Here is a 12313-nt window from a genome sequence, read left to right on the forward strand (position 1 = left end):
TTTCCCCTCCTTATTAATACTCAAAACTATTGCACGTTAGTATACTGTACATCACCTTCTGGTATTACTACTACTCTTGGATTTTCTTTGTCATCCCCTCTTATGGATACTGCAACCTTTTTATCAGTTTTATTCTTAACAATAATTTGTGCTGCAACCTTATCTGTAGCATCTTGTCTTGGTGCTGAATTTACATCCATAGGAATTACCATACCTGCTACCTTTATTTCCTCTCCACCTGTAGCTGGATATTTCTTATCTCCAGTTTTATAACTTATATAATACTTTCCACCTGAACTTGTGAATTCTACCTCTATAGTTTCCTTTTTATTTCCTGATGTTTCTATATATGTCTTCTTCTCATTATCTCCTGGTCTTCCTATCATTATGCTTGGCAAATCAGAAGCTGCTGGTCTTAAATTAATCATTACAGCTGTTTCAGAGCTTTGTGTTCCATTTGGTTTACTTGTATATAAATCATTAAATGGATTTTCCTTACCTGAAACTCTTGAGCCATCCCAATCAAAATAATCTAAATCTTCATCTCCAACCTTAGGTACTGCATAGAATTCAAGTGATAGATTTCCTGTTACCTCTGTTGATCCTTCTCCACTTGCTGCTATAGTTATATTAGGAACAGCAACTAATCTTTCATATTTATCAACTTCCTTTATAAAAGAAACAAGTTGTGCGTGAGTTCCACTAAAATTCATAGTAACCTTCATTTGCTTTACAGCAAATTTTTGTTCCTCTGGAGTTGGCTCAACTTTCGCCTTTTCTCTTTGTTCTTCTCCAAGTTTCTTTGTTTGCTCTAGTTTATTTTTTACTTCCTCTTTCTTTGCATCATCTTCTGTCTTTCCGTCTTGATTCTGCTCCTTTAATGCAACCCCATTGTAATCCTTCATTAAATCATCTAAGGTTTTTTGAGTATTTTCTTCTTCTTGCTTTGCTTCAAAATAGGCTGCTATAGGCATGTAACTTGGCTTTTCAAAGCTTAAAGATCCCTTTAGCCCTGTTTTACTCTTTATAGCACTAATTTCCTTAGTTATTTTTTCTTGCCATATCTCTGGGTAAATAAAATTAGATACATCATCTATAGAGCTTTTTAAAGCTACTATAGCTTCCTTATTCTTATCTATACTTGATATAGCCAACTTTTTATTATCATAGTCACTTTGTAATGCAGTATACTTACTTTCAACTTCCTTCACCTTTTCCCTTTGAGGAACAAATACAAATTGGTAATATCCAACACTTAAAGCTACAATCCCAACTATAGCTAAAAGAGTTTTTTCCTTATTACTTATTTTCATAATATTCCTCCTCCATTTCACAATTAATTGTAAAAGTAAATGTTTCAGAAGCCTCTAAATCTGATGTAATAGATGGCACATGACTACCCTTAATAAATTCTAAATTATTAATGTTATATTGGAGCTCTGCTATAGCATTTTCTGAACTAGATTCCCCTGCTATAGTTATTTTTCCACCATTTATTGAAATATTTTTAAATAATACTCCTCCAGGCACAGTTCCATAAATTGATGTCATTAATTCCTCTTTCACCATAGCCCTATTCTTCATGGAAGTATAAATATCCCTTAAAGTACTATCATAAGTTGTTAGGATGTCCTTTTCTTTAGCTATAGCCGTTGCCTCAATATACTTTTCTTTAAAAGCAGCATCATTTAACTCATTAGTTAAAGTCTCTATAGCCTTATTATGCTTTGCCATAGTATAGGTATTATATCCTAATGACCCTGCTGCTAAGGTTACTGCTACACAACTAGCTACTAAAATAACATTATTCGAACTACTACTTTTTTCTTTTTCTAAAATATACGGTTCAAAAAAATTAATATCTGTCATAATAGTTCCTCCCCCTAAAGTCTTAATAATGTACCAATAGCATTTAAATATTGGTCTATATTATTTATAGCTACTGATTTTGATATTTCTATATTATCAACTGTTTCTATTTTTACCACTTCTATATTTACCCTATTTTTTATATACTCACCCAAGCCTTTTAACTTAGATGTACCACCATAAATATATATTCTATCTATCCTTTTCTTTCTTTTATTCCCATAAAAATTAATTATTCTTTCAATTTCATCTGTCCATTGCGCAACAATTTCTCTTGCAAAATTATTAGCTTCACTTTCATTATGTTCTCCAATGTTACACTTCTCTATTTTTAAATCCTCTGCCTCTTTGACATGAACACCAATTCCTAATGCTATGTTTCTATCAATTTCAAAACCACTTCCTTGAATTGATCTCATAAATTCAAGAACACCTTCATTTAAAATAGAAATATTAAAGCTTGCAGCTCCCATATCTATAAACATAGCTGCTTCTTTTTTATTTATCTTAGTTCCATTAATAGTATTTACATGGTTATAAATCTTTGTTATAGCATTATTAGTTATATCCAAGGCATAAGGCTTCTTTTTCTCACCTATATCCTCAGCAACTTTTAAAAATCCCTTAACAATTGACCTTGGACAAACAACCACTAAAACCTTTATTCTAGGTTGCCCATCAACATTAAACTTCTCTATTTCTTTATATTGAATATCATAATCTTCCATATTAATAGGTAAGTATTGAGCAAGTTCATTAGCTATTAATATTCTAAATTCCTTCTCACTTATTTCACTATTATAAATTACAGAGATTTCCCTACTTATTATTTGATTTCCACCCATTACAAAAACTAAATCTTTAGTATTCATATTTTTTTGAGCAAAATTAGTTTTTAACAAATTAACTATGTTTGGTAAACTATGCAAGTCACCATTTTTAACATATTCAGAAGAAGATTCTATTTTAGCTGCATTTAAAATTTGAATCTTATCCTTTCTTTTACGCCCTTCAACAACCTTAATAAAACTAGTTCCTACATCAATAGAAATAAATTTATTATCCTTAACCTTTCTTAATTTAGGCTCCTTTTTAGTAGGTTTCTTCTTAGCAAAACTAATTTTTTTCTTTTTCTTAACCTTAATATCTTTATCAATTTCTTTAATACCTAACTTTTCCTCAGCTAGCTTTTCTACATCTAACCCATTATTCATACCCTCACCCCTTAAAAGATTTTCAGAAATTTATTTTTATATATTTTTTAAAATTAACCTCCTACCATAATCCTTGCAGGAGTAAGATAATCTATATTATTAAAATTTCGTATATTTTCCCATAAAACTTAAGTTTTATATACTTAATAAAATATTATTCACTAAATAAAAATAAGCCCACACTCAAATTGTTAACTAAAACAATAAACTCAGTCAAAATGACTGAGTTTACATTCTTAAACTCAACTCACTTATTGTTGAGTAATTTCATTACTTTGTTTCAACCTTAACCGTTGGATTTGCAGTAGTTGCATTCTCTATTTTTATTTCATAGTGAGTTTTTCCATTTTCTTGTGGTGGATTAGATGTAGTACCTAAAACTCCACTTATAACATTTGAATAATCATTAGTACCTGTTGAACCAGTTGCTTTAGCTACTGTACTTCCATTATATTCATAAGTCCCATCCTCTTTTATATCACCACTTTGAACTAATAATGTTACTGCTTGATCAATATGATTGCTACTACTTTCATCTGATTTAATTTTTGAATTTTCTCTTATCTTATTAAAGTTAGGAATAGCTATAAGCGCTATAATTGCCAATACTGCTAAAACAACTATTAACTCAATAAGAGTAAACCCTTTTTTCTTTTTATTTTGTTTTTTTGTCTTTAACATAAAAAAACTCCCCCTTATTTTTTAATTTATATCAATTACCTTTCGTAATTAATAACTACATCATTACGTTATACATTTCAAACATTGGTAGTAATATTGAAATTATTAAGAAACCAACTATTATTCCCATCACTATAAGCATTATTGGTTCAATTATTGTTGATAATGCCTCTATGGTTCTATCTAATTCTTCATCATAAAAATCTGCTGTTTTTTCTAGAATTCCATCTAAGGAACCTGATTCTTCTCCAATTTTTATCATGGAACTCAACATTAGTGGAAATATGCCAACATCCCTTATAGGTTCTGACAAACTTTCCCCTTTTAATACTCTTTCTTTAACCTTTGTTATTTCTACCTTTGCAAATTTATTTCCAAGAACTCCACCTACAACATCTAAAGAATTATTGATTGTAACCCCTGCACTTAATATAGTGGATAAACTTCTTGTAAATCTTGATACTACTATTTTTTGATGTATACTCTTTAAAAGAGCATATTTTAACTTGTATTTATTATAGCTATATTCTCCTTGCTCTGTTTTTCGAGTGTAATAAAAAAATCCACCTGCTGCTGCAACTACAGCTAAAAAAACTATATACCAATAATTACTTAAGAAATTCCCAAGTCCTAAAGTTATTTTTGTCATTCCAGGAAGTTCTGCTCCTTCCTGTGCAAACATGTCTATAAACATTGGCATAACAAACATTAATATAAATCCAATTACAAATACTGTTGTTAATGCTAATATAACTGGATATATCATAGCATTTCTTATTTTTCCATTCATCTTATTTTCTTTCTCATAATAAGTTGCCATTCTATTTAATATAGAATCTAAGGTACCACTCATTTCTCCAACTTCTACCATATTAACTAGTAAAGGTGGAAAATAATCTTGTTTTTTCCCCATGGCCTCTGAAAGAGTCACACCTTTTTTAATATCTTCACTAATTTCCCCTAGAACTCCTCTAAGCTTTTTACAAGGTAACTGTTCTGCTAACATATCAATAGCTGTATTAATAGTTACTCCTGCCTCAATCATAGTAGAAAATTGTCTACAAAAAATAGCAATATCCTTTGTTCCAACTTTAGAAGTAAAGTTAAAATTTATCTCTTTACTTGTACTAAGTTCTTCAATAGACAAAGGTGATAAACCATTAGATAAGAGCATGGAACGCAAATCCTGTTCAGATTCTGCTTCATAATCTTTCTGCTCATTAATCTCACCAGTTTTACTAAGTGCTCTGTATTTAAACTTAGGCAAACCTCTCCCCCCTTTATATAATCCAACCCCTTAATTAATTCTTAATTTTTAAACTTTACTATCCAAGGAAAAGTAAAGATACTAACTCTTCCATGGTAGTTTGTCCACCTAAAACCAATTCTTCACAGCTTTTTGCTAGGGTTTTCATTCCCTTAGCCACTGCCATATCCTTTAATTCATCTGAATTCTTTGATGTTATTATTTTATCTTTTAACTCTCTATCTATTTGAAGTATTTCATAAACCCCTATTCTTCCTGTATACCCTGTATGTCCACAGGCAATACATCCCTCTCCTTTATAAAGAATTAAATCTTCATATTTATTTATCCCTAATATTTCTTTTTCTTTTTCATTAGCTTCATAAGCTTTTCTACAATTTGGACAAATCTTTCTTACAAGTCTTTGTGCTATAACTCCTTTTAATGAAGTTGATACCAAGTAAGGCTCTATGCCCATATCTATAAGTCTTAATACTGAGGATGCAGCATCATTGGTGTGAAGTGTACTTAAAACTAAGTGACCTGTGATTGCAGCTCTTATTCCTATTTGAGCTGTTTCACCGTCTCTCATTTCTCCTATCATTATTATGTCTGGATCCTGTCTTAGCATAGATCTAAGACCTGCTGCAAAGGTTAGTCCAGCTTTTGAGTTAACATTTACTTGGTTTATTCCACCAACTGTATATTCCACTGGATCTTCAATTGTTGTTATATTCTTATTCCCATCATTAAGTTCATTTAGAACTGTATAAAGTGTTGTACTTTTACCACTTCCTGTAGGACCTGTTACTAAGATTATTCCATAAGGTGATTTAATTATATTATCTAAAAGTTCTAAATCCCTCTCACTCATTCCTAGTTTTTTCTTTCCTATTTTGTAGTTTCCTTTATCAAGTATTCTTATAACTACCTTTTCACCAGTAATTAAAGGAATGATAGATACCCTCATATCTACAGGTCTATCTCCAATAGTTGTTACTATTCTTCCGTCTTGAGGTACTCTTTTTTCTGCTATATTCATATTTGATAAAATTTTTATTCTTGTAATTAATGCGCCTAGGGATTCTATATCTAAATTTAGAAGTGTCTTTAAGGTGCCATCAACTCTGTACCTTATTCTTATAGTATCTTCGTATGGCTCTATATGTATGTCTGATGCTCTTTGTTTAACAGCATCCTCTAAGATTTGGTCTACCATTTTTACCGCAGGGGCATTTTTTATATCATCTAATTCTATTTCTTGCTTCTTAGCTTGCCCTAACTTTTCTCTCTCTTTTGAAAGTTCCTTTGCAGCACTTTTAACATGGCTTCCTGAATAGTATCTATCTATAGTACTCTTTATGTCTTCCTCAGTTGAAATATATTGTTTTATCTTATACCCAGTAAAACTTATATCATCTAAAGCAAAAAGATTTAATGGATCTGAAAAGACCACCTTCAATCTGGTTTCATATTCAAATTTATCTTCTTCAAAACCAAAAGGAAAAACATTATGTGTTCTACAAAGACCTTCACTCAATAATTTTACTGCCTTTGGATCAACTTCTATAGTTCTAAGTTCTATACGTTCTATATCTAACTGCTCTTGTAAAATCATTATTATGTCTTCCTGAGAAATGATTTCTTGAGATATTAAAATCTCACCTAATCTCTTGCCCTCAGTTCTTTGAATTTTTAAGGCATTATTTAGTTGCTCCTCTGTTATTTTCCCATGTGTAACTAACAAATCACCTATCCTAAGTCTATCCCTCATAAATTACCTCTTTTTGTTATTACTTGAATATTTTTTCTTAAACAATAATATTATAAGTCGTCTATTGTCATAAAACAAGATAAATAATACGTTTTTTTTCGACAGCTCTTCTATATTTTTTTATTGCTTTATAAACCTTTTTAAAATTCATTTTAAAACCCTTTTTCTACACTTGTAAATAATATACTTTTAAAAATTCAATAGATATTTGCTTATAATATTATTGCCAATAATCATTGATAAATAAGCTGCCATAGCGAGACTTGGTCCAAAAGCTATGTAATCATTTCTAGATTTTTTCTTACTTATAATCAAAGCACCTCCATATATTCCACCTATGATAAATGAAGCTAAAATCATAAAAATAGTTAATTTAAATCCAATAACTAAACCTATTAAAGTTGCTATTTCTATATCGCCTTCACCCATAGCTCCTGTTAAATAGCAAATTGCCCCAATTACTAATGTTCCTACAATTCCACCACTACATCCTCTAATTACATTTTTAATATATTCTAATAATCCAACTGATATTCCTCTGTTTTCTACTAAGATAAAAACAATCATTAAAAAAATAAATGGTATTGTTGTCATACTATATACATCAGTAGTATCAAAGTCTATTAAAGCAATAACTATTAATACTATGGTTAATAAAGAAAACTTAAAAAAGCTATATGTTAGTCCATATCTTAAATAAAGTAAAGTTACTAAAGTTCCTGTCATAAACTCTACTAAGGGATATCTCATAGAAACTTTTTCTTTGCAGTATCTACATTTTCCCCCTAAAGATAAATAACTAAATATCGGTATTAAATCTTTCCACTTTAAAGTTGTGCCACAACTTCCACAGGAAGATGCTGGCCTTACTATAGATCTTTCAGCTGGTATTCTATAAATGCATACATTTAAAAAGCTACCAATTACAATACCATAGATAAAAACTATAAATGTCATTCCATCACCTCTCCCCTATATTATTCTACCAATACTTTACTTTTCCTCCTTCTTTTTAAAAAAAATTTTTGACTATATTCTTTTAATTTTTAATATTACTTTATCACTTTTTGTAGGCTAATAAACCATTTAACAATTAATTATAATTAACAAAAAAAGAATCTTATAGAACAAGCTTTTTATTTGCTATTCTACAGATTCTTTTTAATATTTATCTTATATATTTATTTTTAAATTTTAGTACATACCTTCCATTCCTGCACCTGGTGCCATTGGATTTTCTTTTTGAGGTATTTCTACTACTGCTGCTTCAGTTGTTAAGAAAGTTGCTCCTACAGAAGCTGCATTTTGAAGAGCACTTCTTGTAACCTTAGTTGGATCAACAATTCCTGCTGATATCATGTTTTTATATTCACCTTTTAAAGCATCATAACCCATTCCAGCTTCGCTGCTCTTAACTTTTTCTATTATTACTGAACCTTCAACTCCTGCATTATAAGCAATTTGTCTCATTGGCTCTTCTAAAGCTCTAACTATGATATTAATACCAACTTGCTCATCTGCTACATCTGAAGTTACTTTACTAACTTCATTTATAACATTAACATAAGCAGTACCACCACCAGCAACTATACCTTCTTCTACAGCAGCTTTAGTTGCATTTAAAGCATCTTCTATTCTTAATTTTCTTTCTTTAAGCTCAGTTTCTGTAGCTGCCCCAACCTTAATTACAGCAACTCCTCCAGCTAATTTAGCTAATCTTTCTTGAAGTTTTTCTCTATCAAATTCTGAAGTACTTTCTTCAAATTGTGCTTTTATTTGAGATACTCTATGTTTAATTTCGTCCTTGCTACCTCTACCATTTACTATAGTGGTATTTTCTTTAGATATTTTAACTGTTTCTGATTGTCCTAACATATCTAAAGTAACTTCTTTAAGATCTCTTCCTAATTCCTCTGAAATTACTGTACCACCTGTTAAAATAGCTATATCTTGAAGCATATCTTTTCTTCTATCACCAAAGCCTGGAGCCTTAACAGCAACACAAGTAAATGTTCCTCTTAACTTATTAACTACTAAAGTAGCCATAGCTTCTCCCTCAATGTCTTCAGCAATAATAAGAAGTTTTCTTCCGCCTTGAACTATTTGTTCTAATATAGGTAATATTTCTTGAATATTACTTATTTTCTTATCAGTAATTAATATATATGGATTATCTAAAACAGCTTCCATTTTTTCTGTATCTGTTACCATATAAGCTGAAACATATCCTCTATCAAATTGCATACCTTCAACTACATCAAGTTCAGTTCCCATAGATTTTGATTCTTCTACAGTTATAACTCCCTCATTTCCAACTCTCTCCATAGCATCAGCAATAAGCTTACCTATTTGCTCATCTGCCGCAGAAATAGCTGCAACTCTAGTTATATCTTCTTTTCCATTAACAGGCTTAGAAATCTTTTGAATTTCATCAACAGCCTTATCAACAGCTAATTTAATACCATTTCTAACAAGCATAGGATTAGCCCCTGCTGTTACATTTTTAAGCCCTTCTCTTATAATAGCTTGAGCTAAAAGAGTTGCTGTAGTAGTTCCGTCACCTGCTACATCATTAGTCTTAGTTGCAACTTCTTTAACAAGTTGTGCTCCCATATTTTCATAAGGGTCCTCAAGTTCAATTTCTCTAGCTATAGATACACCATCGTTAGTAATAAGTGGTGTAGCGAATTTTTTATCTAAAACAACATTTCTTCCTTTAGGTCCTAAAGTAACCTTAACAGTATCTGCTAATTTATCAACACCTGCTTGCATTGCTCTTCTTGCTTCTTCACCAAACATTAATGTTTTTGCCATAATCAAAACCTCCTAAATTAATCAACTATTGCTAAAATATCTTCTTCTTTAAGTATAATGTATTCTTCTCCTGAAACCTTAACATCTATACCTGCATATTTAGTATATAAAACCTTATCTCCAAGTTTAACTTCTAAAGGAATTCTTTTTCCTTCAACCATTTCTCCTGGTCCTACAGCTACTACTTCAGCTTCCTGTGGTCTTTCTTTTGCTGCTCCTGTTAGAATAATTCCACTAGCTGTTTTTTCCTCAGCTTCTAGTCTTTTTAAAACTACTCTGTTTCCTAATGGTTTAATATTCATTCAAACCCCTCCTTGTATTTATATTACTGATTTTAAATTCAAATTAGTCTATCTTTAATGCTTTTTAATTCACTGGTAAAACCTTTTTCTTTAAGTACGTTAAATCTTTAGCACTCATTAACTCAGAGTGCTAACACTTATTATAATAGACAAATTTGCAAGTAAATTCAATGATTAATTGTTTTTATTTTATTCCTTTTTTTAATATTATTCTTTCTTATTCTAAATTATCTATTTAATTCTTGATTTTTCTTTATTTTTCTAAGATTTATAATTTATTCACTTTTTTGTTTTTAATAAACCTTATTTGGCCATAATTTAAATATCATTAATTCTCATTATAAACCTTGACTAAAATTCAAATAAATATAATTTTATTTAATATTCTTAGGAGATTTATTATGCTAAAAAAATCAATTTCTTTATTATTATCATTTATAATATTACTATCATTAATTTTATTTAATGCCATTATATTATTAAATTCAACTTTTATTTTTAAACTATATATGATTAAAACAAATATTCCTTCTACACTCTCCATCCCCCTTAATAAAATTTTAGCTGATTATAAAAATATGATTTCTTATCTTAGGAATCCCTTTATAAAAAATTTATCCTTTGATTATTTTACTTTAAGTAACTTTGGAAGAATTCATTTTTTAGAAGTTAAAAATATTTTTTTATTTATTTATTTTTTCCTTGCTTTATCAGTAATATTTTTTATCTTTTTATTCATAAAAAAAAGAGCTTTATTAAAAAGCTCCTTAAAATATTTATCTTTTATTACTATATGTTTTTTTATAGGATTATTATGCTCATTTATAATAGATTTTAACCACATTTTTACTTTATTTCATAAACTCTTTTTTAATAATGATTACTGGATTTTTGACCCTATAACAGATTCTATAATCACTGTTCTTCCCGAAAGCTTTTTTTTACTTAATGCAGTTATAATTTTAATTCTTCTCTTAATAGAAAACTTTTTTATTATGGTTTCTTTAAAAAATTAATTATTAAAGTTTTATTTCATAACTAATCTCTGTTTATATTGTAACTAACTCTCTCTTTCTGCTTCGCTTTTTATTTTGTTTATATGCTTTCTTGTTACTAAAAATAAAGCACCAAATATTAATATAAAAATTGCAGTTAAAAAAATTATGTAAGTCCAATTTTTAGTTGATACTTGGTCTCCAAACATACAAGAAAAAAATAATGCAGGTGCTCTACCAATAGTTGATATTATTAAAAACTCCTTTAAACTAATATCTGCAACTCCACAAATATAAGCTAGCAAATCTTTTGGTATGCCTGGAATTAAGTATAAAATAAAAATAAGCTTTCTAGGATCTCTATTTGTTCTTTCACCAATCTTATTTTTATCTAGTTTCTTAACTAACCATAAATTATTTTTCCCACAAATTTTTTGTAAAAAAGGTTTCCCAAGTTTTCTAGTTATTAAAAATGCCATAGCACTTCCAATAACAGCACCAACCATACATAATAGAAAACTTATATAGGGTCCAAAAATATAACCTCCAGCAACTTGTACTACTTCACCTGGAATAAAGAAAAATACTATTTGAATTATTTGAATAAATAAAAATACTAAAAAAGAAAAACTACCATAAGAATTTACAGTTGTTTTAAATTGTTCTATATTAGTAAACATTGATTTATGATTAAAACCATATTTCATCATAATTAATAATATTATTAAAGCTAAAATACTTGAAACTATAACCAAAATCCTTCTTCCCATTTTATTCATAGGTTATTATCCCCCTTAACGTTAAAATCAAATATTTTATACAATTCTTTTTAGTTGATAATCTCCTTAATTATAAATATAATTTAATTTGATACTATATTACAAATAACTTATTTACTTAAAAATATATGTAAATTAAGTTTTTAATTATTTTCCTTGCTTTAAATTATAAAGTAAAATAATTACATTTTTCTTACATATAAAATTAAAATTTTACTAAAAACATAGAAAGGTGGCCTAATACATTGACTAAAAAAATTTGTGAACTCTGTGGAAAAGAGTCAAAAACCTTATCAGAACACCACCTTATACCAAAACAATGTGGTGGAAAAAATTCACCTGTAGTTTTATTATGTATTAATTGTCACAATCAACTACATGCTTTATTTACTAACCGTGAATTATCCTATAAATTTAATAGTATAAATAAAATTAAAGAACAAGAAAGAATTAAACCTTATCTGAACTTTATAAAAGACAAGAATCCTGATATAGAAATTCCTATAAAAAGGTCAAGATATGTTAGGAAAAAAGGTCGCTATTAAAACTTTAAATATAGAAAAAAGCCCATGCTATCTTTATAATAGAATGGGTTTTCTTTATTTTAAAATAACTATATACTAATATCCTAAAATAAAC

13 protein-coding genes are annotated in these 12313 nt (G+C 28.8%); 2 read left to right on the forward strand and 11 right to left on the reverse strand.

What is annotated here, in order from left to right; translation table 11 throughout:
• Positions 1–26: 26 nt before the first annotated feature.
• The 10 genes from pilO to ARA19_RS18020 form a co-directional block, all read right to left on the reverse strand.
• Positions 27–1313 (reverse strand): type 4a pilus biogenesis protein PilO, encoded by a 1287-nt coding sequence (pilO, locus tag ARA19_RS14030; RefSeq protein ID WP_055071568.1) that lies wholly within the window; start codon positions 1311–1313, stop codon positions 27–29.
• A complete protein-coding gene (locus ARA19_RS14035) occupies positions 1300–1869 on the reverse strand; it encodes a PilN domain-containing protein (protein ID WP_055071569.1) in 570 nt (189 codons plus the stop codon). Before ARA19_RS14035 ends, pilO begins: the two co-directional genes overlap by 14 nt.
• A 14-nt stretch (positions 1870–1883) precedes the next feature.
• Entirely contained in the window at positions 1884–3083 is a 1200-nt protein-coding gene (gene pilM, locus ARA19_RS14040; protein WP_055071570.1) for a pilus assembly protein PilM, read from the reverse strand.
• 270 nt (positions 3084–3353) lie between these two features.
• Positions 3354–3764: a pilus assembly FimT family protein gene (locus ARA19_RS14045; protein WP_055071571.1), complete on the reverse strand. Its 411-nt coding sequence runs from the start codon at positions 3762–3764 to the stop codon at positions 3354–3356.
• A gap of 55 nt (positions 3765–3819) precedes the next feature.
• Positions 3820–5031, reverse strand: coding sequence for a type II secretion system F family protein (locus tag ARA19_RS14050; RefSeq protein WP_055071572.1), 1212 nt, complete (start codon positions 5029–5031; stop codon positions 3820–3822).
• Positions 5032–5089: 58 nt separating this feature from the next.
• On the reverse strand, positions 5090–6784 hold the full coding sequence (locus ARA19_RS14055; protein WP_055071573.1) for a GspE/PulE family protein: 1695 nt from the start codon (positions 6782–6784) through the stop codon (positions 5090–5092).
• A gap of 189 nt (positions 6785–6973) precedes the next feature.
• Positions 6974–7741 carry a prepilin peptidase gene (locus ARA19_RS14060; RefSeq protein ID WP_055071574.1) on the reverse strand — a complete coding sequence of 256 codons (768 nt, stop codon included), beginning with the start codon at positions 7739–7741 and terminating at the stop codon, positions 6974–6976.
• Positions 7742–7978: 237 nt separating this feature from the next.
• On the reverse strand, positions 7979–9598 hold the full coding sequence (groL, locus tag ARA19_RS14065) for a chaperonin GroEL (RefSeq protein WP_055071575.1): 1620 nt from the start codon (positions 9596–9598) through the stop codon (positions 7979–7981).
• Between the two features lie 17 nt (positions 9599–9615).
• Entirely contained in the window at positions 9616–9900 is a 285-nt protein-coding gene (gene groES / locus ARA19_RS14070) for a co-chaperone GroES (protein WP_055071576.1), read from the reverse strand.
• A gap of 358 nt (positions 9901–10258) precedes the next feature.
• Positions 10259–10444, reverse strand: a complete 186-nt coding sequence (locus ARA19_RS18020) for a hypothetical protein (protein WP_055071577.1) — start codon at positions 10442–10444, stop codon at positions 10259–10261.
• Between ARA19_RS18020 and ARA19_RS18330 the strand changes: the two genes are divergently transcribed.
• Positions 10374–10916 (forward strand): TIGR01906 family membrane protein, encoded by a 543-nt coding sequence (locus ARA19_RS18330; RefSeq protein WP_423230618.1) that lies wholly within the window; start codon positions 10374–10376, stop codon positions 10914–10916. The genes ARA19_RS18020 and ARA19_RS18330 overlap by 71 nt on opposite strands.
• A 44-nt stretch (positions 10917–10960) precedes the next feature.
• Here ARA19_RS18330 and ARA19_RS14080 read toward each other — a convergent pair whose 3' ends face one another.
• On the reverse strand, positions 10961–11674 hold the full coding sequence (locus ARA19_RS14080; RefSeq protein WP_055071578.1) for a TVP38/TMEM64 family protein: 714 nt from the start codon (positions 11672–11674) through the stop codon (positions 10961–10963).
• 245 nt (positions 11675–11919) lie between these two features.
• Between ARA19_RS14080 and ARA19_RS14085 the strand changes: the two genes are divergently transcribed.
• The gene (locus ARA19_RS14085; RefSeq protein ID WP_055071579.1) at positions 11920–12219 is read left to right on the forward strand and encodes an HNH endonuclease; all 300 of its coding nucleotides are present in this window, start codon (positions 11920–11922) and stop codon (positions 12217–12219) included.
• Positions 12220–12313 lie beyond the last annotated feature (94 nt).

Origin of the sequence: Clostridium massiliamazoniense, from assembly GCF_001403635.1 — a bacterium.
Taxonomy (GTDB): Bacteria; Bacillota; Clostridia; order Clostridiales; family Clostridiaceae; genus Sarcina; species Sarcina massiliamazoniense.

Coding starts and splice junctions, on each gene's coding strand:
- pilO (WP_055071568.1), bottom strand. CDS start 1,313: ATGAAAATAAGTAATAAGGAAAAAACTCTTTTAGCTATAGTTGGGATT.
- ARA19_RS14035 (WP_055071569.1), bottom strand. CDS start 1,869: ATGACAGATATTAATTTTTTTGAACCGTATATTTTAGAAAAAGAAAAA.
- pilM (WP_055071570.1), bottom strand. CDS start 3,083: ATGAATAATGGGTTAGATGTAGAAAAGCTAGCTGAGGAAAAGTTAGGT.
- ARA19_RS14045 (WP_055071571.1), bottom strand. CDS start 3,764: ATGTTAAAGACAAAAAAACAAAATAAAAAGAAAAAAGGGTTTACTCTT.
- ARA19_RS14055 (WP_055071573.1), bottom strand. CDS start 6,784: ATGAGGGATAGACTTAGGATAGGTGATTTGTTAGTTACACATGGGAAA.
- ARA19_RS14060 (WP_055071574.1), bottom strand. CDS start 7,741: ATGACATTTATAGTTTTTATCTATGGTATTGTAATTGGTAGCTTTTTA.
- groL (WP_055071575.1), bottom strand. CDS start 9,598: ATGGCAAAAACATTAATGTTTGGTGAAGAAGCAAGAAGAGCAATGCAA.
- groES (WP_055071576.1), bottom strand. CDS start 9,900: ATGAATATTAAACCATTAGGAAACAGAGTAGTTTTAAAAAGACTAGAA.
- ARA19_RS18020 (WP_055071577.1), bottom strand. CDS start 10,444: ATGGAGAGTGTAGAAGGAATATTTGTTTTAATCATATATAGTTTAAAA.
- ARA19_RS14080 (WP_055071578.1), bottom strand. CDS start 11,674: ATGAATAAAATGGGAAGAAGGATTTTGGTTATAGTTTCAAGTATTTTA.